The sequence below is a fragment of the Amycolatopsis sp. NPDC004378 genome (assembly GCF_053602455.1).
Map to the genome: position 1 here is coordinate 71,193 of NZ_JBSGDR010000018.1, position 22,950 is coordinate 94,142.

Consider the following 22,950-nt stretch of genomic DNA (forward strand, 5'->3'; position numbering starts at 1 on the left):
TCTAACCCGAACTGCCACTCACGACATCCCGGTGACCACGTCGAGCGCGCAGCTCGAGCACCGCTCCGGCCACGGCCAGCCCGCCCGCGCAGCCGGCCGCGACGGTCACCACCTGGGTCGCCGACGCGTGCAGCCACGCCGTGATCAGCAGGGCCTCCACGGCCACCGCCGTCCACATCAGCACGGTGACGCGGCGGTCGCCGTCGGCCAGGCGGGCGTACAGCAGGATCTGCACCAGCGCCAGCATCGACCCGGCGAGCGCGAACGGCCACACCGGCATGGTGCTTCCGGCGTAACGCGATCCGCCGATCAGCGCCAGCAACGACGGCCCCAGCACCAGGGAAACCAGCAGCACGAACGCGTCCAGGAACGCGCACACCGCCAGCGCCACCGGCAACGCCCGGCGGCGGCCCGACGAAGCCGCGAAGCGGGGGAGGACCAGGACGCCCACCGCCTGCGGCAGCCAGTACGCGATCTTCGTGACGATCGCCCCCAGCGCGTACTCGCCCGCGGCGTCGGACGGCAGGGTGTGCCGCGCCAGCACCAGGTCCAGGTTCACCAGCAGCACCAGCGCCAGCATCGCCTGCGCCGTGTGGAGCACCTCGCCGCCGTGGCGATCGGCCCAGCGGGGACGCGGGCGGCCGCACACCTGCCAGCCCGCCACGACCACGGCCAGCGATCCGATCGCGGTGCCGGCCAGCGCGCCCGTGGGGGAGCCCGAAACCAGCAGGCCCGCCAGGGACCCGCCGACCTTGCCCAGGCCCTCCAGGGCGATCAGCCCGGCCAGCGTCGCGAACCGGTGGCCGCCCTGCAGCATTCCGTGGAACACCCCCAGCAGCGTCAACGGCCCGAGTGCGGCCGTCACCAGCAGCGCCGGCGCCAGCGAACCCAGGTGCAGCAGGAGGACCAGCAACGGGCTGAGCGTCAACGCCGCCGTCGCGACGATCCCGCTCGTCAGCAACCCCAGTGCGAACAACGAACCCCGGGAGGTCGACGGCGACCGCGCGACCCGCAGCGCCACCACCGTCTGCAGGCCCATCGCCGGGACGACGCCGACCACGAGCACGGCCAGCAGGGAGCTCAGCTCCCCGAACGCGCCGGGCGCGAGGATCCGCGCGGCGGCGAGGCTCAGCACGTAGCTGCCCGCGTTGTTGCCCGCGAGCGCGAGCGAGACGAGGATCGCCGCGACCCGGTTGCCCGTCCGGGCCGGCACTTCGGTGTCTACGCTCAACGGCGGGCTCCCATTACCGGCGGGTAATGACCAGGGACCCTAACCGCGCGGACAACGGAAAGGAAGGGCCGTGGACGCACCGAGCAGGCGCTTCGCCCTTCCCGTGGGGGCCGCGGTGCTGGCGTTCGCCGTCTGCGCGCCCTTGCTCGGCCGCGGTTTCGTGCTGAGCTACGACATGGTGTTCGCGCCGCGCCAGTACTTCGTGCCGGACGCCTTCGGGATCGGCAGCACGCTGCCCCGCTCGGTCCCGGCCGACGCCGCCGTGGCGCTGGCGACGACCGTCCTGCCCGGGGACATCGTCCAGAAAATCATCCTGCTGCCGGTCATCTTCTTCGCGGCGCTCGGCGCGGGACGGCTCGTCCCGACCGAACGCACCGGCACCCGGCTCGTCGCCGCGACCGCCTACGCGTGGACGCCCTATGTCGCGGAACGGCTCTTCATCGGACACTGGCCGTTGCTCCTGACGTACGCGGCCCTGCCGTGGATCGTCAGCGCCGGGCTCGCCGCGCGGAAGCACGAGCCGAACGCCCTACCGAAGTTGGTGATCGCGTGCGCGCCGGCCGTCCTGACGCCACCCGGCGGCGTAATCGCCGCCGCGGTCGTGGTCGCGGCCGCGGGTTCACGCCGCCTCTGGCAGACGGTCCCCCTCGTGATCGTGCTCAACCTGCCCTGGCTGGTCCCGACGTTCCTCAACGCCGACGGCACGTTCTCCGACCCGGCGGGCGTCACGGCGTTCAGCGCCCGCGCCGAAAGCTGGGGTCCGGCGCTGCTCAGCGTGCTCGGCCTCGGCGGCATCTGGAACGCCGAAACCGTGCCCGGCAGCCGGGCCATGCCGCTCATCCCCGTGCTGACGCTGATCGTCGTCGCCATCGCGGTCGCCGGGCTCGTGCCGCTGGCGAAGCGGTGGGGGAAGGCGCCGGCCCGGTCGTTGTCCGGCCTCGGCGTCGCGGGTGTGCTGCTCGCGTCGCTGGCCACGTTGCCGGGTGGCGCAACGCTCCTCACAGCCGCGATCCGGCACGTGCCCGGCGCGGGACTCCTGCGGGACGCCCAGAAGTGGGTGGCCTGGTGGGCGTTGCCGCTCGCGCTGGGGTTCGCCCTCGCCGTCGAAGTTGCCGCGACGAAGCTGAAAACCGAACGCGGCCGCGTCGCGCTCGTCGCCGCGGCCGCCGTCTTCCCCTTGGTCAGCATGCCGGACCTGGCCTGGGGCGGCTGGGGACGGCTCGGCACCGCGCAGTACCCCGACGACTGGCGCGCGGTGTCCGAAGTGCTCGGTGACCGGCCCGGCGACGTCCTGGCGCTGCCGCTCTCGGCGTTCCGCGGGTTCGCCTGGAACGACGACCGCACCCAGCTCGACCCGGCTCCGCGTGCGCTGCCGAAACCCGTGCTGACGGACGACACCCTGCAGGTGGGCGCGGACCGCATCGCCGGGGAGGACCCGCGCATCGGCGACGTCCGCGCCGCGACGTCCGCGCGTGAGCTCACGGAAGCGGGCATCGGCTGGATCCTGGTCGAACACGGGACGCCCGGTGACGTCGACCCGCGGTTGCTCGCCGACGCGACGAAGGTGTGGTCCGGTGAGTGGCTGACGCTCTACCGGACGCCCGGTGTGCCGGCGGTGAAAGCGATCTCGTGGGCGCCTGCCCTGGTGGCGAACGGAGTAGCGCTCGCGTCGCTGTGCGTCGCACTGTTGTGCCGCATGTTACCGATGCGTACATTGGGGCGCGGCAGGAACTTCCCGCCGCGGAAGGAGTGACACGTGGGCACGGTCATCGGCGTGGTCGCCGCCGTCATCCTCGGGGGCGGCGTGGCGACCGGAGCGGGTTTCGCCCTCATCCAGGGCGCGGACCCCGACAGCTCCGCCCAGGTGCAGGAAAAGCTCAACGCGCAGGTGAAGTACAACCCCGCCGACCACCCGAACAAGATCTACGGGGACCGTTGACGAGGTGACCCGGCTCGCCTCCGACCACGCCCACCGCGTCGTCGGGCTCTACGGCGACCCCACCGTTTCCTGGAGCATCCTCCTCGAAGCGGAACTCGGCGTGGCCGCACCGGAACCGGAAAAGCTCCGGGCCCGGCTGGCGGCCGCCGTCCAGCAGTACCCGCGCCTCGGTGCGGTGCCCGAGATCGAGCGGGCCACGGACCTGGCCGCGGTCCGCGACCGGTTCGCCTCGGCACCTTACGAGCGCTTCGCACCGCTTCTGCGGGTCGCGGCCGGCGAATCGACCCTGCTCGTCGCGGCGCACCACGGCGCTCTTGACGGCCTCGGCCTGCTCTCGCTGCTCGGCATCCTCCTCGACGTCCCGGTTTCCTCGGCGGCGACGGGGATCGGCGAACGCGCCGGCGGCAAACCCTTTGCCCTTTCGGCGCTCCAGCGGCTCGCTGAGGCGCTTTTCGCGCCACCGGGCCGGATCACGCCGGACCGGCGTGGTGAAGCCGCGGGAGACGTCTTCGCGGCCCGGCACGAGGCACGGCTCCGGCTGGGGGCCGCGGGGTTCGTCGCGGCGGCCGCCCGCGCCACCGAACGCTGGAACCACGCGCACGGCACCCGCGCGGCCCGGGTGGTGGCCGCGCTGGGCGCTTCGTGGCGCTCGGGGGCCGCGCCGGAACCGGTGCACGACAGCGCGTTCTTCCGGCTGCGGCTGCGTCCCGGCGCGGACGTCGCCGCGATCCTGGCCGCGCAGGAGCCGGAACCCGACTTCCCCGCGCGCAGCAGCCGGCTCGCCCGGTTGGGCACGCGGCTCCTGGCGAGCCGCCTCGGATCGACGTTCCTGGTGTCGAACCTCGGGCTGGTGTCCACCGGGGACACCGTGCGCTCCCTGGCGTTCTACCCGGCCGCCAGCGGACGCTCAGGCGTGGCGTTCGGCGCGGCGACCACCGGCGAAACCACGACGGTGACCGTCCGGGCGCGCCGCCGGGACTTCGACGCGGCGGCCGCCGGGCGGCTGCTGGACGAGTTCCGCGACGCGGTTCACGACGCCAGCGCTTCGCCGCGCGTCACTTGAGTCAGCACCCGCGGTCGCGGCGCCGGCTTCCCGGCGACGTCCCGCACCAGCGCTTCGAACCGGCCGGCGCTCGTGTCCCAGCTGTACGTCCCGGCCCGCTCGGCGCCGGCCAGGCCCATCTCCGTGCGCCGCAGGCCGTCGGCGAGCAGGCCGTCGACCTGGGCGGTGAAGTGCTCGAAGTCGTCGGCGAGCAGGCCGGTGCGGCCCTCCACAATGGATTCGGCGACGCCGCCCGCGGCGCGGTAGGCGACCGACGGCACGCCGTGCGCGGCGGCCTCCATGATGACGATGCCCCAGCCCTCCTTGACCGACGGGCACAGGTGCAGCCACGAGCGCGCCAGGATCTCGTGCTTGGCCTGTTCGTCGACCCAGCCGTGCAGGACCACGCGGTCGGCGACCCCGCGCGAGGCCGCGTGCGCGCGCAGGACCTCGTCCCACGGCCCCTGCCCGACGACCTCGAGCTTCAGCGCCGGCCAGCGGGGCGCCAACCGCGCGACGACGTCGATGGCGTGCTCGATCCGCTTGTGCGGCACCAGCCTGCTCACCGCGACCAGCGTCGGCGTGGTGTCCCGTCCGGACGCGCACGGCGGCGGCGCGTCGAGGCCGTTCGGGACCACCGCGACGCGCTCGCGCCCGATGCCCAGCCCGGCCAGCTCCGCCTTGGTGACCTCGGAAACCGTGACGTACCGGCACTTGCGGAACAGCCACGGCGCCAGCCGCGACTCGATCCACCAGCCGACCCGGCCGAGCCCTTCGCCGAGCGCGCTGATCCACTGTTCCTTGTGGACGTGGTGCACGAGCACCAGCACCGGACCGCCGGCGACTGCCCTGGCGAAGAACGGCATCCCGTTCTGCACGTCGACCACCAGGTCGGCGCGGGCGCGGCGGATCGCGCGCAGGGCGTGGACGTACACGCCGAACTTGTTGCCACGGCGCCGGTAGCGCACGCCGTCCCGCCATTCGCCCGCGGTCGCGCCCGGGTAGGCGGCGCACTGGATCTCGACCCGGTACCCGGCTCTCGCGAGCCCTTCGGCCATCCGCTCGACGTACCGCTCCGACCCGCCGCCTTCGGGGTGGCCGGTGTCGCGCCAGTTGACGAGGAGCACACGAGGACGTTCCATCGGGATATCCCAACTGTAGCGACGATGCTAGGTTACCGGTGCGTACACAGTAGAGGAACGTATTCGGGAAAGCGACGGTTCAATGGTAGGTAATCCGGTTCTCGACCGACCTCATCGGGCCACGCTGGGCCGTTCCGTGACGCTGTTCCGGACATTCCTCACCGAGCAGACGGACCCGGACGGCTTCTATTCAACGCTCGCCGCGGATTCGGTGCGGCAATTGGCGGCGCACGCTCCGCTGTCCGGGCGCACGGTGCTCGACGTCGGCGGCGGGCCGGGGTACTTCTCCGACGCCTTCCGCGCGGCCGGCGCGGTCTACCTCGGCCTCGACCCGGACGTCGGCGAGCTGTCCGCGCGCGGCGAGCCGGGGGAGAACATGATCCGCGCCAGCGGCACGGAACTGCCCGTGCGCAGCGGTTCCGTCGACGTCTGCTACTCGTCGAACGTGCTCGAGCACGTCTCCGAGCCGTGGGTGATGCTCGACGAGATGTGCCGGGTGACCAAGCCGGGCGGCACGGTCTTCGCGTCGTTCACGCCGTGGTTCTCCCCGTGGGGCGGCCACGAGACGGCGCCGTGGCATTTCCTCGGTGGCCACTACGCGGCGCGGCGGTATTCCCGGAAGCTCGGCAAGCCGCCGAAGAACAAATTCGGGGAAAGCCTGTTCCCGGTTTCGGTCGGCGCCGCCCTTCGCTGGGCGAAGACGACGCCGCTCGCCGATCTGGTGGCCGGGTACCCGCGTTACCACCCGAGCTGGGCGATGTGGATCGTGCGGATTCCCGGCCTCCGGGAAATAGCCTCGTGGAATCTGGTTCTCGTGCTGCGCAGGCGCTAGCGCCCGGCGCCGACCGGCATCCGCTGCCGGTGCTGCGGCGGGGCCGGCGGCTCGGGCTGGCGGCGGCGCAGGAGCAGGACGATCGCGACGACGATCAGCACGCCGCCGCCGATGCCGAGCCACAGCGGCCCGGTGCTCGACAGGAACTCCAGCTTGCCCTTGTTCGCGTTCACCTGGTCCACCATCTGCGAGATGGTCTTGCCGTTGTAGGCGAGCGTGCCGTCGAACACGACCGTCGAGCTGCCGCTGGTGCCGACGCGCAGCTCCTGGTGCTGCTGTTGCTGCTGCTTGACCTCGATCCCGGTGACCGGTTCCACCCACATGGTGGTGACCCCCCGGTAGTAGAGGTCGGCGTCCACGGTGGACTGGTCGGAGCCGACCAGCGAACCGGGGACCTTCTTCGAGTCGAGCTTGGTGTCGGGAATGTCCTGGACGAACTTGTAGGTCTCGATCCCGTTCACCGTCTCGGTGCCGGTGTAGCGGGCGGTGACCGCCGCGCCGGTGTTGTCGTCGTAGACCTTGTAGTCCTTCTGCTCGGTGCCGAAGGGGAACTTGAAGTTCAGGCCGGGCTGCGACTTCTCGATGTTCGTCTCGGGCGGCTTCTGCCCGTCCTTGTCGGCCTTGTCCTTGAGCTCGGTGACGTAGCTGCTCTTGGCGTCGCACTGCGGGTCGGTCGCGCCGCGCGGGTCGTAGCCCTCGCCGGTGCGCCGGTCGAAGCAGACCTGCCGCTTGCTCGCGCTGAGCACGGTGCCGTCGGCGTCGTCGGTGACCTGCACCGCGAGCAGCCAGACCGCGTAGTCGGTGTCCTGGTGCATCTCCGGCGCGGCGAAGTTCGCCTGCACCCGCGCCGTCGCGGTGAGCTTGGCGTTCTCCCGGATGGCCGACACCGGGCCGGATCCGTTGTCGGTCACCGCGAGGACCTTGCTCGCGGTGCCTTCGAGTACCGACGTCGAGTCCTGGTCCAGCGGCACTTTCGCGAGCTTCGGATAGACGTAGGCAGGGAGGAGCACCGCTCCGGCGACCGCGAAAACGCCCAGTGCCAGCAAGATCAGGCCGAAAGCACGTCGCAACGGTCCTCCTGGGTCGTCTTCGTCGACACGCAAATTACCCGGCGGTAATCAGTGGGACGGATAGTGGCCCGCGCCACGCCGCGCGTCAAAGTGTGACGAGCGGTCACACCCGCCCCGTGCGACCGGAAGGTCGCATGTGCGCGGCCGTTCGGACCAAGCGACCAAACATGTTTGTTCCCGGGCACAACGGGCATGGGCCCACCATCGGACGATCCTCACTCCGCCGCGCCGTACCGCAAAGGAGAATTCCCCTTTTGCTCCAGGACCCATCGCTGGTCGCCATCGCGGCCACCGCGAGCTGGCGGGCCCGGATCGTGGCGGCGGCCGCGAGCGCGGGGATCACGCTCACCGACCCGCTGGCGGGCGTGCCCGGCATCCGGCTGCTCGCCTGCACCCCGGGCGACCTCGGCCGGATCGTCCCCCGGCTCGGCGGCGAGCCGTCGCGCGCGGCCATCGGCGCCCATTCGGACTCGATCGCGGACCGCGAACTGCGCGACGCCGTCGCCGACGTCGCGGCGCTGCTTTCGTTGCACGGCAACGTGGTGCTCGACCTCGACGCCGGCGGCCGCCGGCGCCCCACGACCCGGCCGGACGTCGTCGTCTCGGCCGGTGTGGACCGTCCCCAGTGGACGGAGCCGGCGGTGACGCTCCCGGTGGGCACGGACCGGCGCGGGGGTCCGCTCACGGTGGCGCTCACCGCCGGTCCCGGCTTCGAAGGCACGCTGCTGGAACTGGCGAGACTGGTGGAGGCGGACGCGGCCTAGCGGGTCTCCTGGGAGACGAAGCGGGTGAGCAGCTCGTGCAGCCGGTGCTGCTCGGCGCCGTCGAACACCTCCAGCAGGCCGGCCATCGCCTTGCCGAACAGCTCGTCGGCTTCATTCAAGCGACGCTCGCCCTCTTCGGTGATCACGATCTCGTAGGCCCGGCGGTCGCTCGCGGAACGGCGGCGCCGCACCAGGTTCCGGTGCTCGAGGTCGTCCACGATCCGGACCAGGGTGGACTTGTCGACGCCGAGTGCGGCACCAAGTTCGCGCTGGCTGCGGACCCCGCCGCCGCGGACCGTCGCGAGCACGCCGGCGTGCTGCAGCTCGATGCCGGTCGGGCGGGCCGCCTCGTTGGCCTTCGCGCGGGCCAGCCGGTGGGCGCGGTAGAGCAGCATCCCCAGGGCGGTCGGATCGACCGGTTGAGCCTTCATGGCGGGAATGCTAGCATCCGAGACAGTCTCATATGAGACGATCTCACCACGGGGGTAGTTGTGCGAGTACTCGTCAGTGGCGCGGGCCTGGCCGGCCCGTGCCTGGCCCACGGGCTGCGCCGGCACGGCTTCGACGTCCTGCTCTTCGAGCGGGACGCGGCGATCGACGCCCGCGCGCAGGGCTACCGGATCCACATCAACGGCGACGGCGACGCGGCCCTGCGCGAGTGGTTGCCCGCCGAGGCCTACGAACAGGCCACCGCCACGTCGTGCCGGCACGGGCGCGGCGTCAGCGTCGCCGGGCCCGGCCTGGGGACGTTCACCGAGATCCCGCTGCCGCCGGGCGTCGCCGGGCTCACCGTCGACCGGCTCACCCTGCGCCGGATCATGCTGCGCGACCTGGCCGGCTGCACCCGCTTCGGCGCCGGCTTCGCGAGCTACGAACTGCGGGACGACGGCACCGTGCGGGTCCGGTTCACCGACGGCTCGACCGAAGACGGCGACCTGCTCGTCGCGGCCGACGGCGTCGGCTCGGGCATCCGGCGCCAGTTGCTGCCGGACTTCCCGATCACCGTCGACGACGCCCGGCTGATCTACGGCCGCACTCCGCTGACCGACGAGGCGCGGAAGCTGACCCCGGAGGCGGCGCTCGAAGGCTTCCTCGGCGTCGGCGGTCCGGACGGCAGAAGGCTCGCGCTGGCCGCACAGCGCTTCCGGCGCGACCCGGCCGAGTTCGGCTTCCCGCCGGGCGAGGACTACGTCATGTGGGGCGCGACCGCGCCGTCGGAACGATACGGAGACGACTTCTTCCGGCTCGGACCGGCGGACCTGATCGAACTCGCGGCGGAGACGTACGCCGACTGGCACCCGTCGGTGAGCGCGCTGATGCGCCTCGGCGACCCCGCCTACACCGTGCCCGCGAGCATCTACACGTCCGAGCGGCCCGAACCGTGGTCGCCGGTCCCGGTGACGCTCGTCGGCGACGCGGCGCACCCGATGCCGCCGGCGGGGGTCAGCGCGGGCGTGGCGTTGTTCGACGCGGGCCTGCTCGCCGGCCGGCTGACCTCGGGCGCGCCGCTGCTCGAGGCCGTCGAGGCGTACGAGAAGGAGATGCTCGACAACGGGTTCGCCGCGGCCGCCGTCGCGGCCCGGAACCACCGGGGCGAGCATTAGTCGTCGACCCACTCCAGGAGGTCGCCGGGCTGGCAGCCGAGCACGCGGCACATCGCTTCGAGGGTGCTGAAGCGCACCGCCTTGGCGCGGCCGTTCTTCAGCACCGCGACGTTGGCCGGCGTCAGCCCGACCTTCTCGGCGAACTCCCCGACGCTCATCTTGCGCTTGGCCAGTTCGACGTCGATGCGCACGACGATCGACATCAGATGACCGCTTCCATGTCGGACCGCAGCGCGGTCGCCTGGCGCAGCAGCGCGCGCATGACGACCATGAGCAGCCAGATCACCGTGATCCCGACGGTCACCAGGAACAGCACCATCGGCATCCCCGGGTCGTCCGCGTTGACGCCGACGAACACCAGCATGCCGGCGAAGACCAGCCACGCGGCACCGACGGCCCAGACGATCAGGTCGACCCACTTCAGGGAGGCGCCGGTGAAGATCCGGTCCTTCTTGACCAGCGTCAGCAGCTTCCAGGTCGCGACGAGCACCACCTGGACGCACAGCACCAGGAACACCGCGATGATCGTCAGCGGCCAGCGCAGGTTCGCGTCGTGCGGGTTCTGGCTCGTCGTGTACGCGATCCCGCCCGGCAGCGAGAGCGTCTGGAACACCAGGAGGACGGCGAACAGCACGACGAGGAACACCCGGAGTGCGGCGACGGCGCGTCTTTCGGACAACATGCGCTGACTATCGCTGGAAATCTATCGAAAGTCAATCGATCGCGGCATGTGGGTGCACATCCGAGACCTGTCCGAGGTGGGGCAGCGCCGGACGCACGCGGGGGTCACCCGCCGGGTTCGGGATCCAGGCGCACCGATTCGAGGGCGACGTACAGCTCGCCGATGTCGACGGGGTCGGTCAGGTCGCGCTTGGTCAGGTCCTGCACGCGGCGCAGCCGGTAGCGGACGGTGTTGGGGTGCACGAACAACCGGTCCGCGGCCTCCTTCGCCGAGCCGTGGCCGGCGAACCAGGCGAGCAGCGTGTCGAGCAGGACCTTCCGCTCCGCGCCGGGCAGGGCGAGCACGCCGGTCAGCGCGGACCGCACGACGTCGCGGGCCATCCCCGGCGCGGCGGCGACCAGCGTCGTCACCGGCGAGTCGCCGAACACGACGACGCCCGCGGTCGCCGACGGCAGCGAGCGGCGGGCGATCCGGGCGCGGTGCAGCGCGTCCGGGACGTCGGGGAAGCCCGAGAACGGCTTGCTCATCCCGGCCGCGACCGGCAGGGAACCCAGCACCTCGCGCAGCCGCCGGACGTCCTCGACGCGGTCGATCGCGACCAGGCCCGCCTCGCCGCCCGGCCGCCATGCCGAGCGCCAGCGGCGCGCGCGCAGCAGCGCTTCGACCGAGTCGTGCTCGTCCGGCTCGACGCGCTCGGTGACCACGGCGACGAACATGCCGGCGGTCGGCAGGCCCAGCTCCCGGGCGGCGGCCTCCATGTCGGCCTGCGTCGCCAGCCGGCCGCGGAGCAGGTCGTCCAACAGTCGCACGTTGGCATGCGAGGGTTCGGCCGCGACCTCTTCGTACGCCGTGGTCAGGGCGTCGGAGTAGAGGTCGATCGCCTTCCAGACGTAGGAGTTGATCTCGATCGTCCGGGTGGGGTTCAGGAAGTCCGGGCCGGCGAGCTCGAGGAGGGCTTCGTAGACGAAGGTGCCGCCGATCCGGAACGCGCGCAGCACCGCGGGCAGCGGGATGCCCTGCCGCGCCTGCACGAGCCCGGTCTTGCGGGCGGCGTCGAGCGCGAGGCCCCGGCCTTCGGCCAGCGCGGTCAGCGCGCGTTCGAGGTTGGCGTGGCAGACCTGGCGCAACTCGTCGGGCGCGACGTCGTCGACCTGCCGGTAGAACTCGTCTTCGGTGCTGAGCAGGTGGGCCAGGCGGTCGGCGAACTCCGGCAGTCTGGCCAGCATCTCGCGCACGAGCTCACGGTGCTCGCGAGGTACCGGCCTGGCCAGAGCTTCGATGCCCATTCCTCACTTTAGCTCGGCTCCCCGGCGCGGAACACGCATGAACTTGAGCAAAATTCATGTCCACCGGGTGATCGTCGCCGTGAGGGGTTGACGCCACGATCGACTCACGAAGGCCTGCGCGCGGTGAGGTAGACGTGCGGCTCCGCCCCGGCCCCGGGGTGGTCGGGCACGAACACCGCCTGCTCCTCGCGGACGATCTCCAAGCCGGCCGCGCGCAGTTTCCCGCTCAGCACCTCGGCGGTGAAGCTGCTGGCGCGGACCGCGTGTCCCATGAAGACGATGTCGACACCGTCCACATCGGCCGGCCCGGTCGCGAAGACGAGCAGGCCGCCCGGCTTCAGCCAGGCCGCCGGGCGGCGAGCACTTGGACCCGCGAGCACCATCGCCGCCGACGGGAGCCGTTCGGCCAGGCGTCGGAAAGCGCGCTCGTCGGGTTGCGCAACTTCCGAACTGATCCGTGCAATTTCGGAGTAAGTTCGAGCAAAACCTTGTGGTACGGCCAGTCCGCGACCTAGTCTTCCGCGGCACTCCACTCGAGAATCGAGGTCCGCGATGGCCCGCCGCACCCTCGTCACCGTGCTCGTCGCGGTCGCCGCCCTGTTCCCGGTGGCCGTACCCGCGTCGGCCGCCGGCCGGCCCGTCGTGACGCGGGCCGCGCTCGACCCGGCGCTCGTCGCCGGGCGCGGCGCGAACGTCGGCTTCCTCGAACAAGAAGCGGAGAACGCCCGCACGGACGGCACCGTGATCGGCCCGGACCGCACGGCCTACACGCTGCCCGCCGAGGCGTCCGGGCGCAAAGCCGTCCGGCTGACGTCCGGCCAGTACGTCGAGTTCACGCTGCCGGCCGCGGCCAACGCGATCACCGTCCGGTACAGCATCCCGGACGCGCCGGGCGGCGGCGGGATCACCGCGCCGCTCGACGTGACCGTGAACAGCGCGCACCGGCAGCGGATGACCCTGACGTCGCAGTACTCCTGGCTGTACAACCAGTACCCGTTCACCAACGACCCCCAGGCCGATCTGCTGCACCCGGACTGGTGGATCACCGAGTGCTCGTGCGTGCCCGCGGCGACCACGCCGGCGCCGGTGATCGCGAAACCGTTCCGCCCCAGCCACTTCTACGACGAGCAGCGGCTCCTGCTCGGCGCGTCCTACCCGGCGGGCGCCAAGATCCGGCTCACCGCCTCGGCGGGCGCGGCCTGGACGGTCGTCGACCTGCTCGACTCCGAACTCGTCGCGCCGCCGCGCGTGGTTCCCTTCGCGGCCAACGCGCTCCTCTTCGGCGCCGACCCGACCGGCCGCCGCGACTCGGCCGACGCCCTCGACCGCGCCATCGCCTTCGCCCGGCGAGCGCACTTGAAGGTCTTCCTGCCGCCCGGGACCTACCGGGTCGACCGGCACGTCATCGTCGACGACGTCACGATCGACGGCGCCGGCAGCTGGTACACGATCGTCAAGGGTCACGGCGTCGGCATCTACGGCAAGGAAGCCGCCGACGGGGGCAGCCACGACGTCCACCTGTCCGGCTTCGCGGTCGAAGGCGACGTCCGGGAGCGCGTCGACACCGACCAGGTCAACGCGATCGGCGGCGCGCTCAGCGACTCCACTGTGGACTCGCTGTACCTGCACCACACCAAGGTCGGCCTGTGGTTCGACGGGCCGATGTCCCGCACGCGGATCACGGGCAACGTCATCGCCGACCAGATCGCCGACGGCTTGAACTTCCACACGGGAGTGACGGACTCGGTGGTGTCGGACAACTTCGTGCGCAACACCGGCGACGACGGCTTGGCCATGTGGTCGGAGAAGACGCAGGACGCGCGGAACACGTTCGACCACAACACGATCCAGACGCCGGTGCTGGCCAACGGGATCGCGCTCTACGGCGGCGTCGGCAACGTCGTCTCGGCGAACCTGGTCGCCGACCCGATCCGCGAGGGCAGCGCCATCCAGGTGGGCTCGCGGTTCGGCGCGGAGCCGTTCGGCGGGACGCTGCGGATCACCGGCAACACGACCGTCCGCGCCGGGACCTTCGAGCTGAACTGGAAGATCGGGCTCGGCGCGATCTGGTTCTACGCGCTGGAGAAGGACATCGCCGCGGACATCTCGGTGACCGGCGACCACTTCCTCGACAACACCTACAACGCGATCATGCTCGTCACCGACTTCCCGGTGAAGGACAAGTACTCGATCACCGGGCTGCGGTTCGCGGACCTGCGCGTCGACGGCGCCGGGACGTCCGTGCTGAGCGCCCGCTCGGCGGGGTCGGCGTCGTTCCGGAACGTCGACGCGCGCAACGTCGGCGCGGTCGGCGTCAACAACTGCGGCTCGTTCACCTTCCCGCCGACGGGCTCGGAGTTCTCGCTGACCGACCTCGGCGGCAACGACGGCGGCTGGCTCGCCCCCTGGCTCCTCCCGAACACGATCACCTGCGACGACCGCCCGCCGGTCGTGCCACCCCCGGCCCCATCCCGCTGGTGACGAGCCGCGCCGGTCGTCAGCCGCTAGGGTTCCCGCGTGGCTGGTTTACGGGGTGTCTTCGCGGGGTTCGGCAAGAGCAGGGCGTTCGCGGTGCTCGGGCGGGCGCTCGTGCCCGCCGACCGGGTGCTGCTGCGGGTCAGCGGCGGCCGGGTCGGCGTCGGCGCGGCCGTCGGGCTGCGGACGCTGCTGCTCACGACCCTCGGCCGCAAAAGCGGTGAGCCCCGGCAGGTGCCGCTGCTGTACGTCGAACGCGGCGGCGGGTACGTCGTGATCGGCTCGAACTGGGGTGGCGAGGCGCACCCGGCGTGGTCGGCGAACCTCCTGGCCCAGCCGAAGGCGACGGCCGCGATCGGCGGCCGGGCCGTCGAAGTCACCGGGCGGCTGCTCACCGGCGACGAACGTCAGGAGATGTGGGACGCCGTCGCGTCCTACTGGCCGGCCTACGACCGCTACGCCGTGCGGGCGGGCGACCGCGAGATCCGCGTCTTCCTGCTGGAGCCGGTCAGCCGATGAGGTCGGTGTGCCGGATCCGGTACACCTGCAGCCGCAGGTTGTAGTACTTCTCCGTCTCGCCGACCCACTGCATGCCCAGGCGCTTGGCGACGGCGATCGCGCGGGTGTTGTTCGGCCTTGCGACGGCGAACAGCTCGTCGGTGTCCTGAGTGAACGCCCACTCGATGAGCGCGGTCGCCGCCTCCGACGCGTACCCCTGGCCCCAGACGCCGGGGGCGAGCTGCCAGCTCAGCTCCAGGTCCTCTTCGAACGGCGGCAGCAGCCGGATGCCGAGGCCGCCGATCACCACGCCGTCTTCCTTGCGCTCGACCGCCCACCGCCCGCGCGGCGGCACCAGGTTCGGCTGCACCTCCTGCCACGCCTGCAGTACCGAGCGCATCGCGGCGAGGTCGCCGACGCGGTCCATGGCCGGGGTCAGCCAGTGCGTCACGTCCTCCGCGCCGTAGATCTCGAACGCGGCTTCGGCGTCGTCCACCGTCCAGTCCCGGATCACGAGCCGGTCGGTGCTCAGCGGGGTCTCCATACCAGGACGCTACGCCGGGCGGCCCGCGATTGTTCCCGCTCCGGCGGATGTCACCCCGGCTTAGAGTCGGCACGTGGACGAACTGCGTGACCTCCTGGCCCGGGCCGCCGAACTGGCCGCCGGCCACCGGGAAAGCCTGCCCGCCCGGCCCGTCGCCGGGGACGTCGACCCGGCCGCCCTGCGTGCGGCCTTCGGGCACCTCCCGAAGGACCCGACGCCGCCGTCCGCGGTGCTGGAAGAGCTCGCCCGCGCGGCCGGGCCCGGTCTGGTCGCCACGGCCGGGCCGCGGTTCTTCGGTTTCGTCGTCGGCGGGGCGCTGCCCGCCGCGACGGCCGCCGACGTGCTCGCCACCGGCTGGGACCAGAACGCGTTCAACGCCGTCCTGTCGCCGGCCGCGGCCGCCGCCGAAGACGTCGCCGGGACCTGGCTGAAGGAGCTGCTCGGCATCCCGGCCGGCGCGTCCGCCGGCTTCGTCACCGGCGGGCAGGCGGCGAACACCGTCGGGCTGGCCGCCGCCCGGCACCACGTCCTCGCCGAAGCCGGCTGGGACGTCGAGCGCGACGGGCTCGGCGGCGCCCCGCGCGTCCGTGTCGTCGCGAGCGAGGAGCGGCACGCCACGGTCGACCGCGCGCTGCGGCTGCTGGGCTTCGGCACCCGGGCCGTCGAGCCGGTGCGCGCCCGGCCGGACGGCGCGATCGACGTCGGCGACCTCGGCCGCGTGCTCGCCGCGGGGAGCGGGCCGGCGATCGTCTGCCTCCAGGCGGGGAACGTGAACACCGGCGCGTGCGACGACCTCCGCGCCGCTCGCGAGATCGCCGGCCGCGCCTGGCTCCACGTCGACGGCGCCTTCGGCCTCTGGGCCGCGGCCAGCCCCAGGACCGCCGCGTTGCTGGACGGCGTCGAGCTGGCCGACTCGTGGGCGTGCGACGGCCACAAGTGGCTGAACGTCCCCTACGACTCCGGGTTCGTGTTCTGCGCGCGTCCCGAGGTCCACGCCGAAGCGATCGCCTACCGCGCGGCCTACCTGACCGGCGCCGGCGAGGTGTCCGGAATGGGCGACCTCACGCTCGAGTCGTCACGCCGCGCCCGCGGCTTCGCGGTCTGGGCGGCGCTGCGGGAGCTGGGCCGCGACGGCGTCGCCGAACTCGTCGACCGCTGCTGCCGGCTGGCGCGCCGCTTCGCGCGGACCCTCGCCGAAGGCGGCGCGGAAATCGCCAACGACGTCGTGCTGAACCAGGTGCTCGTGTCCTTCGGGGACGACGACCGGACGGACTCGATCGTCGGGGCGGTCCAGCGCGACGGCACGTGCTGGCTCGGCGGGACCACCTGGCGAGGTCGCCGCTATCTGCGGATTTCGGTGTCGAACTGGACGACCACGGAGGAAGACGTCGACCGCTCGGCCGCGGCGATCCTCCGGCTGGCCGCTCAGTAGCCTTCGCGCACCGAAAGGACGTCCGTCCGCCAGGCGATCCGCTTCTCCTTGCCCGTCGGCCAGCTCGACGAGAGCCGCCGCCGGACGCTGCCGAGCGCGCCCAGCTTCACGAGGTCCACCCGGGATCCCTGCGCCGCCAACGAGGTCACCTCGGCGGCCGTCAGCGGGACGAACTCGAAGTACTGCGCGTCCTCGCCACCGGTTCCGTCGACGAACTCCGTGAAGATGGCGGCGAACGCCTGCCCGCATTCCGGACAGTTCCGCAGCGTGATGCGGAAATGCGACTTTTCGACGAGGCGGTGGGTTTCGCGCAGGCGGGTCGTGCAGAACGCCATCGCGGTCAGGGCGTCCGATCCGGAGCAGCGCCGGCAGCCGAACTCGGTCATCCGCGGATCATCCCACGAGGTGAATCCGCACCCGGCTGCGGGGGTACCGGGAAACCCTTTGACCGCAACGATTCACTCTGGTCCGCAGTGGTCTGGACCTGTTAGCCTCAGCGCGTCCGACCGGCCGCTCGCCGAAGGAGAAGGCTTTGCTCCGCATGAGAAAACGCATCGTCAGCGCTTTTTCGATCGGCGCGCTCGCGCTGGCCGGCGCCGCCGTCGCCGCGCCGGCCGCGGACGCCGGGCAGCACGACCAGGGCAAGGTGATGGCCTACTTCGCCGACTGGGACGTCTACGCCCGCAACTACCACGTCAAGGACATCGAGACGTCCGGTTCGGCCGCGAAGCTGACCCACATCAACTACGCGTTCGGCAACGTGACGGGCGGCGGCTGCGCCGTCGGCGACCCGTGGGCCGACCACGACATGCCCTACGACGCCACCACGAGCGTCAGCGGCCAGGCCGACACCGGCACCCTGCACGGCAGCTTCAACCAGCTCCTCGAGCTGAAGAAGCTGCACCCGAAGCTGAAGGTGCTGTGGTCGTTCGGCGGCTGGACCTGGTCGGCCGGCTTCCCCGAAGCGGCCAAGAACCCCGAGGCGTTCGCGCAGTCCTGCTACGACCTGGTCAACGACCCGCGCTGGGCGGGCGTCTTCGACGGCATCGACATCGACTGGGAGTACCCGAACGCCTGCGGCAACACCTGCGACACCAGCGGGCCCAAGGCGTTCACGGGGCTGGTCAAGGCGCTGCGCGCGAAGTTCGGGCACCAGCTCGTCACCGCCGCGATCACCGCCGACGGCGCGAAGAACGGCAAGATCGACGCCACCGACTACGCCGGGGCGAGCCGCTACCTCGACTGGTACAACGTGATGACGTACGACTACTTCGTCGCGGGCGGCCAGCCGACCGGGCCCACCGCGCCGCACTCGCCGCTGCGGTTCTACCCGGGCATCCCGACCGCCGGGTACTACGCCGACGCGGCGATCCAGAAGCTGCGCCACCAGGGCGTGCCGTCGTCGAAGATGCTGCTGGGCCTCGGGTTCTACGGCCGCGGCTGGGACGGCGTGACGCAGAAGCAGCCCGGCGGCACCGCCACCGGGCCGGCGCCGGGTACCTACGAAGCGGGCGTCGAGGACTACAAGGTCCTCAAGACGACCTGCCCCGCCAACGGCAAGGTAGCCGGTACGGCGTACGCGAAGTGCGGTTCGCAGTGGTGGAGCTACGACACCCCCGAGACGGCGTCGGCCAAGGCCGGCTACGCGAAGTCGCAGGGGCTGGGCGGCGTGTTCGCCTGGGAGCTGTCGGGCGACACCACGAACGCGGAGCTGCTGCGCGCCATCGCCGGCCGCTGCTGACTCTGCTCTTCCCCAGAAGCTGGAGGGCCCGGGCGCGAACCCGTCCGGGCCCTTCGTCCACTCAGGATGCCCGGGGGAACCCGTGCCGCCGCGCGCCGAGCACCACGGCGAGCACCGGCAGCAGGAGCGCCAGGAGCGTCCAGGGGAAGGACTCCGGGCCGGCGGCGTCGAGCAGGACGCCGCCGGCCACCCCGCCCGCGGCCATCGCCGCGTTCCAGAGCGTCACGAGCATGGCCTGCGCGTTGTCCGCCGCCTCTCCGCCCGCGTTGCCGGCCGCGGTCTGCAGCAGCGTCGGGACGCCGCCCCAGCCGAGTCCCCACAGCGCCACGGCGGTGTAGACCAGCACCGGGCTGGTCGCCGCGGTGGCCAAGAGCGTCGCGGCGACGGCGACCAGGACCGTGCTGAGGACGGTCAGCGTGCGCAGCGCCCGGTCGATGCGGGCGCCGACGGCCCAGATCCCGGCCATCGACGCGACGCCGAACACCAGCAGCACGACGTCCACCGCGTCGCCCATCCCGGCGTGCGCCAGGAACGCGGCGACGTAGGTGTAGAGGACCGTGTGCGCCAGGACGAACACGAGCGTCACAGCCAGGACGGGCAGCACACCCGGCACAGCGAGCGTCTTGAGGACCGGCGTGCGGCCGCCCGGCCGCCCCGGGTGGTCGGGGACCTTCGCGGTGATCCAGGCCAGCAGCACGACGGCGATCGCGGACATGACGCCGAACGTCGAACGCCAGCCGAGCAGGCCGCCGAGGAACGTCCCGGCCGGGATGCCGAGCGACAGCGCGAGCGGGATGCCCGCCATCACGACCGCGATGGCCCGGCCCTGGCTTTCCGGCGGCGCGAGGCGCCGCGCGTACCCGGCCAGCAGCGCCCAGACGACGCCCGCGGCCACGCCGGCGACGAACCGGGCCACCATGGTGAGCGCGTAGTCCGCGGACAGCGCCGTCACGGTGTTGGCGACGGCGAACCCGGCCACCCCGGTGAGCAGCAAGCGCTTGCGGCGCCAGGCCGCGGTCGCCGTCGAGAGGGGGATCGCGGTGAGGGCCGTGCCGAGCGCGTAGACCGTCACGGCCTGGCCCGCGGCGGGTTCGCCGACGCCGAGGCCGGCGCTCATGCCGGGCAGCACGCCGGCGGGCAGCGCCTCGGTGAGCACGGTGACGAACGCGGCGGTGGTGAGCGCGAGCAGGGCGGGGGTCGCCGTCCGGGTACTGGAGATCGTCATGGCACTATGCTGAAACCCTCACATACGTGTGAAGGTCTACGTGAGGTGGCGCACATGCGCATCGGGGAGCTCGCGGAGCGCACCGGAACGTCCCGCCGGCTGCTGCGCTACTACGAGGAACAGGGGCTGATCATCGCCGCGCGCGGGGCGAACGGCTACCGCGCGTACGACGAGCCGACGGTCGACCGCGTCCTCCAGGTCCGCGGGCTGCTCGACGCCGGGCTGCCCACGCGGATCATCAAACAGATCCTGCCGTGCCTCGACAAGCCCCGCACGATCCACTTCCCGGACGCGACCCCGGAGATGATCGCGACCCTGGAGGACCAGCGCGACCGCATGACCCGCCGGGCGGAATGCCTGCTGCGCAACCGCGACGCGATTTCCGAGTACCTCGATGCGGTGCGCCGCGGCTAGTCGTGGTGTCCGGGAGGCGGACGTTCAGGCGGGCCGGGCGCGGTCGAGCGCGTGGGGGTCAGGGCGGGACAACCTCACCGCGGTCCGCCGCGGCTGGTCGTCGCCGTCGTCGTCGCGCCGGACCCAGTGGAGCGTGTCGGCCTCGGGCCACCACCCGGCCGGTTCGGGGCGGGGACGGGCGCCCTCCTCGCCCCACCAGCGCGGGGGCACCTCGTCTCCCATGACCCGACGCTAGGGGCGTCCGGGCGGTGGCACACCGGTCGAGGGCGGCCAACGTCCGGTTCCGGCCGGGCGGACGGTGGCCGGAACCGGACAGTGGCCGAACCCGCCCCTGCCGCCGTCCGCGCGGCGGCCCTAGCTTGGGCGGGGAAGATCTTCGGGAGGGGACGAACATGATCAAGCGTGCGCTGGCCGCCCTGCTCGCCGCGGCGGCGATCGTCGCGACCGCGGCCGCCCCGGCGGCGGCCGCCACCGAGCCGACCGGCAAGCCCAAGACGGACTGCGTGTGGATCTGGACCGCGAAGGGGCCGGTCTGCCACTGGCAGTAGCGCGGGGTGCGTGCGCTCACCCCAGCCAGCCGAGCCGCGTGGCCGCGAAGACCGCGGCCACGCGGTTGTCCGCCTGCAACGCCTCCAGCAACCCCTGCACGTGCCGCCGCACGGTGCGTTCGCTCACGTCCAGGTGCCGGGCGATCGCGCCGTCCGTCATGCCCGTCGCCAGCAGGTCCAGGACCTTCGCCTGGGTCGGCGTCAGACCGTGCCGGGGCGTGGCCCCCGCCACCGCCACCGCCTGGCTCCAGACCAGCTCGAACAGCATCCGCAGCGCCGCGACGATCGTCGGGCTGCGGACGAACAGCGCGCCCTCCATGCCGCTCGGGTCCAGCGGGACCAGTGCCGAATGGCGGTCCGCGATCACCATCTTCATCGGCAGTTCCGGCGCCACCCGCATCGTCCACCCCGCCGCCACGCTCGCGTCGACGACCTCCTTCGCGCCGTCGAACTCCAGCGCCGCGCGCTCGTAGACGTTGCGCAGGACGACACCGCGCTCGGTGACCGCGTCGGGCAGCTTCATCACCGTGCCCGCGTCCGGCTTGCGCTTGAAGTGCCGCGTGGTGAACGTGAGGAACTCCTCGCGCGCGGACAGGCACAGCTCCAGCGACAGCGAGCCGATGCGCCGCGGATCGGTCAGCACCTCGACGGCCGAGTCGCCGCCCGAGCCGTTCGCCGCGCGGTACACCGCCTGCAGCGTGTCGAGCTGCTGGCGCGCGGCGACGATCTGCCGCTGCTGCTCCAGCAGCCGTTGCTGCGCGCCCAGGATCGCGTGGTCGACCGCGCGGACCGGCTCCATCGGCGCGAAGACCGGGTCGTCGCGGTAGTCGCGGCGCACGAACCCGCGGTCGAGCAGTTCCCGCATCTCGGCGCTCTCGGCCCGCGGGTCGTCCAGCGGCAGCGGCCCGGTGCGCACCATGGCGTCGTAGAGCGCGCCCGCGCCGGGTGTCAGCAGCCCTTCCAGCATCGGTGTCCCCTTCCGGTAGCGCGGGCGGCCCGGCCGGATCCGGACATGACCGCTCTGCCGCCTACCCCACGCACCGGACGGGCGAAAGGATTAGGCCGGTCGCCGAATCGGGGGCCGGACCCGGCGAGGGGGCGGGTCCGGCCGCCGGGCACCTACCAGCGGCGCGACGGGTCGATCACGTGGACGGCCGCTTCCTCCGCCGAAGCCGCGCCGCCGTCGACACCCGCGTCGGACGCGTACAGCTCTTCGTCGCTGTCTTCGCCGAAGCCTTCGTCGGTGGCCACCAAGCGGCCCGCGCGGACGTCGCCGACCTCGTCGTCGATCAGCTCGCCGTCGGTGTCCTCGCTGTCGCCGAGGCCGTCACCCTCTTCGGACGCCAGGTCCGGGACCTCGCGGGCCAGCCGGCGCTCCCAGCTTTCGCCCTCGGCGGCCTCGCGCGCGGTCGTGCCCCAGTCTTCCGTGCCCCGCGGGCGTTCCGGCGGTGAATAACCCTCCGCCAGCTCGTCGCGGTCGTCCAAAGTGTCCTCGGGGTCGAGGATCCCTTCGTCGGCGTGGTCTTCGATGTCGTCGTCCATGCGCCCATCCTCGCGCAACTCCTTGGCCCCGCGCGGCTCGGGTGATATCACCGTGCAGGCACACCGCACGGGCGGTGTTCCGGTGAAAGGTGATCCCATGCCGATGAGACGCAGGGTGCTGGCCGCGGGGCTGGCGGGGGTGTTCGGCGCCGCGCTGTCCGGGCGGACCGCACAGGCCGCCACGACGGTGCCGCCGGTGCGGCTCGACCAGCTGAACCTGGTCAGCCTCTCGCACGTCAACGACCCCGCCACGACGAACGTGTTCCCCGGTGACCCGGCCTTCTCGCTGGAAACCATCGCCACGATCCCGAACGACGGGTACTACCTGCAGTTCGTCCGCGAAGGCGAGCACACCGGGACGCACTGGGGCGCGCCCGGCCACTTCAACACCGGGCAGCCGCTCGCCGACGAAATGGACCCGGAGGACCTGTTCCGGCCCGCCGTGAAGATCGACGTGCGGGCGAAGGCCGGGAACAACCCGGACTACGGCGTGACGGTCGACGACCTCAAGGCCTGGGAACGCCGCAACGGCCGCATCCCCGACGACGCCGTCGTGGTGCTCTGGACCGGCTGGGACGCCAAGTGGGGCACCCCGGCCTACCCGAACACCGACGCCGACGGCGTGCTGCACCAGCCCGGGTTCTCGATCCCGGCGGTCCAGTGGCTGATCGACACCGGGCGGATCGGCCGCCGCGGCGGGACGGGCACCGACACGTTCAGCCCGGACGTCGGCACGGACGAGACGTACACGGTGTCGAAGCTGGTGTACCAGCGGCACCGGATCAGCCTGGAGATCCTGGCGAACCTCAAGGCCCTCCCGACGACGGGCGCGTGGGTGCTGGCGGGCGGCCCGATCAACCGCAGGGGCGCGGGCTCGACGGCGACGGTCTTCGGCGTCCTCCCACCCGGCGTGCACGCGGACTGACGATGTCGTGAGTG

General features: G+C 72.3%; 27 protein-coding genes. 13 read left to right on the forward strand and 14 right to left on the reverse strand.

Features of this window, described 5'->3' with window-relative positions; genetic code table 11:
- Position 1 precedes the first annotated feature (1 nt).
- On the reverse strand, positions 2 to 1,231 hold the full coding sequence (locus tag ACWEN0_RS36940; RefSeq protein ID WP_451984285.1) for a lipopolysaccharide biosynthesis protein: 1,230 nt from the start codon (positions 1,229 to 1,231) through the stop codon (positions 2 to 4).
- Between the two features lie 70 nt (positions 1,232 to 1,301).
- Here ACWEN0_RS36940 and ACWEN0_RS36945 point away from each other — a divergent pair, with 70 nt between their 5' ends.
- The 3 genes from ACWEN0_RS36945 to ACWEN0_RS36955 are packed head-to-tail and all read left to right on the forward strand — an operon-like array spanning position 1,302 to position 4,233.
- Positions 1,302 to 2,984 (forward strand): hypothetical protein, encoded by a 1,683-nt coding sequence (locus tag ACWEN0_RS36945; protein WP_451984287.1) that lies wholly within the window; start codon positions 1,302 to 1,304, stop codon positions 2,982 to 2,984.
- Between the two features lie 3 nt (positions 2,985 to 2,987).
- Positions 2,988 to 3,170: a hypothetical protein gene (locus ACWEN0_RS36950; protein ID WP_451984289.1), complete on the forward strand. Its 183-nt coding sequence runs from the start codon at positions 2,988 to 2,990 to the stop codon at positions 3,168 to 3,170.
- A gap of 4 nt (positions 3,171 to 3,174) precedes the next feature.
- Positions 3,175 to 4,233, forward strand: a complete 1,059-nt coding sequence (locus tag ACWEN0_RS36955; protein ID WP_451984291.1) for a hypothetical protein — start codon at positions 3,175 to 3,177, stop codon at positions 4,231 to 4,233.
- Here the strand turns inward: ACWEN0_RS36955 and ACWEN0_RS36960 are convergent.
- Complete coding sequence (locus tag ACWEN0_RS36960) at positions 4,200 to 5,339, reverse strand: glycosyltransferase family 4 protein (protein WP_451984569.1); 1,140 nt, start codon at positions 5,337 to 5,339, stop codon at positions 4,200 to 4,202. The two genes, ACWEN0_RS36955 and ACWEN0_RS36960, sit on opposite strands and share 34 nt — an antisense overlap.
- A 151-nt stretch (positions 5,340 to 5,490) precedes the next feature.
- Between ACWEN0_RS36960 and ACWEN0_RS36965 the strand changes: the two genes are divergently transcribed.
- The gene (locus tag ACWEN0_RS36965; protein WP_451984293.1) at positions 5,491 to 6,186 is read left to right on the forward strand and encodes a class I SAM-dependent methyltransferase; all 696 of its coding nucleotides are present in this window, start codon (positions 5,491 to 5,493) and stop codon (positions 6,184 to 6,186) included.
- Here ACWEN0_RS36965 and ACWEN0_RS36970 read toward each other — a convergent pair.
- Positions 6,183 to 7,256, reverse strand: coding sequence for a DUF3068 domain-containing protein (locus ACWEN0_RS36970; RefSeq protein ID WP_451984295.1), 1,074 nt, complete (start codon positions 7,254 to 7,256; stop codon positions 6,183 to 6,185). The two genes, ACWEN0_RS36965 and ACWEN0_RS36970, sit on opposite strands and share 4 nt — an antisense overlap.
- A 254-nt stretch (positions 7,257 to 7,510) precedes the next feature.
- Between ACWEN0_RS36970 and ACWEN0_RS36975 the strand changes: the two genes are divergently transcribed.
- Positions 7,511 to 8,020, forward strand: coding sequence for a hypothetical protein (locus ACWEN0_RS36975; RefSeq protein ID WP_451984297.1), 510 nt, complete (start codon positions 7,511 to 7,513; stop codon positions 8,018 to 8,020).
- Here ACWEN0_RS36975 and ACWEN0_RS36980 read toward each other — a convergent pair.
- The gene (locus ACWEN0_RS36980; protein WP_451984299.1) at positions 8,017 to 8,451 is read right to left on the reverse strand and encodes a MarR family winged helix-turn-helix transcriptional regulator; all 435 of its coding nucleotides are present in this window, start codon (positions 8,449 to 8,451) and stop codon (positions 8,017 to 8,019) included. The two genes, ACWEN0_RS36975 and ACWEN0_RS36980, sit on opposite strands and share 4 nt — an antisense overlap.
- 60 nt (positions 8,452 to 8,511) lie before the next feature.
- On the opposite strand from ACWEN0_RS36980, the gene ACWEN0_RS36985 reads away from it, so the two are divergent.
- Complete coding sequence (locus tag ACWEN0_RS36985; RefSeq protein ID WP_451984301.1) at positions 8,512 to 9,624, forward strand: FAD-dependent oxidoreductase; 1,113 nt, start codon at positions 8,512 to 8,514, stop codon at positions 9,622 to 9,624.
- Here the strand turns inward: ACWEN0_RS36985 and ACWEN0_RS36990 are convergent.
- The 4 genes from ACWEN0_RS36990 to ACWEN0_RS37005 form a co-directional block, all read right to left on the reverse strand.
- A complete protein-coding gene (locus ACWEN0_RS36990) occupies positions 9,621 to 9,827 on the reverse strand; it encodes a helix-turn-helix domain-containing protein (protein ID WP_451984303.1) in 207 nt (68 codons plus the stop codon). The two genes, ACWEN0_RS36985 and ACWEN0_RS36990, sit on opposite strands and share 4 nt — an antisense overlap.
- Positions 9,827 to 10,306, reverse strand: a complete 480-nt coding sequence (locus tag ACWEN0_RS36995; RefSeq protein WP_451984305.1) for a DUF2975 domain-containing protein — start codon at positions 10,304 to 10,306, stop codon at positions 9,827 to 9,829. Before ACWEN0_RS36995 ends, ACWEN0_RS36990 begins: the two co-directional genes overlap by 1 nt.
- Positions 10,307 to 10,410: 104 nt before the next feature.
- Positions 10,411 to 11,592, reverse strand: coding sequence for a PucR family transcriptional regulator (locus ACWEN0_RS37000; RefSeq protein WP_451984307.1), 1,182 nt, complete (start codon positions 11,590 to 11,592; stop codon positions 10,411 to 10,413).
- Positions 11,593 to 11,696: 104 nt separating this feature from the next.
- A complete protein-coding gene (locus ACWEN0_RS37005) occupies positions 11,697 to 11,975 on the reverse strand; it encodes a hypothetical protein (protein WP_451984309.1) in 279 nt (92 codons plus the stop codon).
- 169 nt (positions 11,976 to 12,144) lie between these two features.
- Between ACWEN0_RS37005 and ACWEN0_RS37010 the strand changes: the two genes are divergently transcribed.
- Complete coding sequence (locus ACWEN0_RS37010) at positions 12,145 to 14,073, forward strand: glycosyl hydrolase family 28-related protein (protein ID WP_451984311.1); 1,929 nt, start codon at positions 12,145 to 12,147, stop codon at positions 14,071 to 14,073.
- Positions 14,074 to 14,109: 36 nt separating this feature from the next.
- Complete coding sequence (locus tag ACWEN0_RS37015) at positions 14,110 to 14,586, forward strand: nitroreductase family deazaflavin-dependent oxidoreductase (protein WP_451984313.1); 477 nt, start codon at positions 14,110 to 14,112, stop codon at positions 14,584 to 14,586.
- Here the strand turns inward: ACWEN0_RS37015 and ACWEN0_RS37020 are convergent.
- Positions 14,576 to 15,109: a GNAT family N-acetyltransferase gene (locus ACWEN0_RS37020; RefSeq protein WP_451984315.1), complete on the reverse strand. Its 534-nt coding sequence runs from the start codon at positions 15,107 to 15,109 to the stop codon at positions 14,576 to 14,578. The genes ACWEN0_RS37015 and ACWEN0_RS37020 overlap by 11 nt on opposite strands.
- An 82-nt stretch (positions 15,110 to 15,191) precedes the next feature.
- Here ACWEN0_RS37020 and ACWEN0_RS37025 point away from each other — a divergent pair, with 82 nt between their 5' ends.
- Positions 15,192 to 16,541 (forward strand): pyridoxal phosphate-dependent decarboxylase family protein, encoded by a 1,350-nt coding sequence (locus tag ACWEN0_RS37025; protein ID WP_451984571.1) that lies wholly within the window; start codon positions 15,192 to 15,194, stop codon positions 16,539 to 16,541.
- Here the strand turns inward: ACWEN0_RS37025 and ACWEN0_RS37030 are convergent.
- Entirely contained in the window at positions 16,535 to 16,927 is a 393-nt protein-coding gene (locus ACWEN0_RS37030) for a hypothetical protein (protein ID WP_451984317.1), read from the reverse strand. The genes ACWEN0_RS37025 and ACWEN0_RS37030 overlap by 7 nt on opposite strands.
- 146 nt (positions 16,928 to 17,073) lie before the next feature.
- Here ACWEN0_RS37030 and ACWEN0_RS37035 point away from each other — a divergent pair, with 146 nt between their 5' ends.
- Entirely contained in the window at positions 17,074 to 18,282 is a 1,209-nt protein-coding gene (locus tag ACWEN0_RS37035) for a glycoside hydrolase family 18 protein (RefSeq protein WP_451984319.1), read from the forward strand.
- A gap of 61 nt (positions 18,283 to 18,343) precedes the next feature.
- On the opposite strand, the gene ACWEN0_RS37040 is transcribed toward ACWEN0_RS37035, so the two are convergent.
- Positions 18,344 to 19,507 (reverse strand): MFS transporter, encoded by a 1,164-nt coding sequence (locus tag ACWEN0_RS37040; protein WP_451984321.1) that lies wholly within the window; start codon positions 19,505 to 19,507, stop codon positions 18,344 to 18,346.
- A gap of 54 nt (positions 19,508 to 19,561) precedes the next feature.
- Between ACWEN0_RS37040 and ACWEN0_RS37045 the strand changes: the two genes are divergently transcribed.
- Complete coding sequence (locus tag ACWEN0_RS37045) at positions 19,562 to 19,921, forward strand: MerR family transcriptional regulator (RefSeq protein ID WP_451984323.1); 360 nt, start codon at positions 19,562 to 19,564, stop codon at positions 19,919 to 19,921.
- A gap of 24 nt (positions 19,922 to 19,945) precedes the next feature.
- Here the strand turns inward: ACWEN0_RS37045 and ACWEN0_RS37050 are convergent, their stop codons facing one another.
- The gene (locus ACWEN0_RS37050; protein WP_451984325.1) at positions 19,946 to 20,143 is read right to left on the reverse strand and encodes a hypothetical protein; all 198 of its coding nucleotides are present in this window, start codon (positions 20,141 to 20,143) and stop codon (positions 19,946 to 19,948) included.
- A 170-nt stretch (positions 20,144 to 20,313) separates the two neighbouring features.
- Here ACWEN0_RS37050 and ACWEN0_RS37055 point away from each other — a divergent pair, with 170 nt between their 5' ends.
- Positions 20,314 to 20,469, forward strand: coding sequence for a hypothetical protein (locus ACWEN0_RS37055; RefSeq protein ID WP_451984327.1), 156 nt, complete (start codon positions 20,314 to 20,316; stop codon positions 20,467 to 20,469).
- Between the two features lie 16 nt (positions 20,470 to 20,485).
- Here ACWEN0_RS37055 and ACWEN0_RS37060 read toward each other — a convergent pair whose 3' ends face one another.
- Positions 20,486 to 21,436 (reverse strand): LuxR C-terminal-related transcriptional regulator, encoded by a 951-nt coding sequence (locus tag ACWEN0_RS37060; RefSeq protein WP_451984329.1) that lies wholly within the window; start codon positions 21,434 to 21,436, stop codon positions 20,486 to 20,488.
- 152 nt (positions 21,437 to 21,588) lie between these two features.
- Positions 21,589 to 22,011 (reverse strand): DUF5709 domain-containing protein, encoded by a 423-nt coding sequence (locus ACWEN0_RS37065; RefSeq protein WP_451984331.1) that lies wholly within the window; start codon positions 22,009 to 22,011, stop codon positions 21,589 to 21,591.
- A gap of 97 nt (positions 22,012 to 22,108) precedes the next feature.
- Here ACWEN0_RS37065 and ACWEN0_RS37070 point away from each other — a divergent pair, with 97 nt between their 5' ends.
- Positions 22,109 to 22,936, forward strand: a complete 828-nt coding sequence (locus ACWEN0_RS37070; RefSeq protein ID WP_451984333.1) for a cyclase family protein — start codon at positions 22,109 to 22,111, stop codon at positions 22,934 to 22,936.
- The last annotated feature ends 14 nt before the right edge of the window (positions 22,937 to 22,950 follow it).

Coding starts and splice junctions, on each gene's coding strand:
- ACWEN0_RS36980 (WP_451984299.1), bottom strand. CDS start 8,451: ATGAAGGCTCAACCGGTCGATCCGACCGCCCTGGGGATGCTGCTCTAC.
- ACWEN0_RS36990 (WP_451984303.1), bottom strand. CDS start 9,827: ATGTCGATCGTCGTGCGCATCGACGTCGAACTGGCCAAGCGCAAGATG.
- ACWEN0_RS36995 (WP_451984305.1), bottom strand. CDS start 10,306: ATGTTGTCCGAAAGACGCGCCGTCGCCGCACTCCGGGTGTTCCTCGTC.
- ACWEN0_RS37000 (WP_451984307.1), bottom strand. CDS start 11,592: ATGGGCATCGAAGCTCTGGCCAGGCCGGTACCTCGCGAGCACCGTGAG.
- ACWEN0_RS37005 (WP_451984309.1), bottom strand. CDS start 11,975: ATGGTGCTCGCGGGTCCAAGTGCTCGCCGCCCGGCGGCCTGGCTGAAG.
- ACWEN0_RS37010 (WP_451984311.1), top strand. CDS start 12,145: ATGGCCCGCCGCACCCTCGTCACCGTGCTCGTCGCGGTCGCCGCCCTG.
- ACWEN0_RS37020 (WP_451984315.1), bottom strand. CDS start 15,109: ATGGAGACCCCGCTGAGCACCGACCGGCTCGTGATCCGGGACTGGACG.
- ACWEN0_RS37030 (WP_451984317.1), bottom strand. CDS start 16,927: ATGACCGAGTTCGGCTGCCGGCGCTGCTCCGGATCGGACGCCCTGACC.
- ACWEN0_RS37040 (WP_451984321.1), bottom strand. CDS start 19,507: ATGACGATCTCCAGTACCCGGACGGCGACCCCCGCCCTGCTCGCGCTC.
- ACWEN0_RS37045 (WP_451984323.1), top strand. CDS start 19,562: ATGCGCATCGGGGAGCTCGCGGAGCGCACCGGAACGTCCCGCCGGCTG.
- ACWEN0_RS37050 (WP_451984325.1), bottom strand. CDS start 20,143: ATGGGAGACGAGGTGCCCCCGCGCTGGTGGGGCGAGGAGGGCGCCCGT.
- ACWEN0_RS37055 (WP_451984327.1), top strand. CDS start 20,314: ATGATCAAGCGTGCGCTGGCCGCCCTGCTCGCCGCGGCGGCGATCGTC.
- ACWEN0_RS37060 (WP_451984329.1), bottom strand. CDS start 21,436: ATGCTGGAAGGGCTGCTGACACCCGGCGCGGGCGCGCTCTACGACGCC.
- ACWEN0_RS37065 (WP_451984331.1), bottom strand. CDS start 22,011: ATGGACGACGACATCGAAGACCACGCCGACGAAGGGATCCTCGACCCC.
- ACWEN0_RS37070 (WP_451984333.1), top strand. CDS start 22,109: ATGCCGATGAGACGCAGGGTGCTGGCCGCGGGGCTGGCGGGGGTGTTC.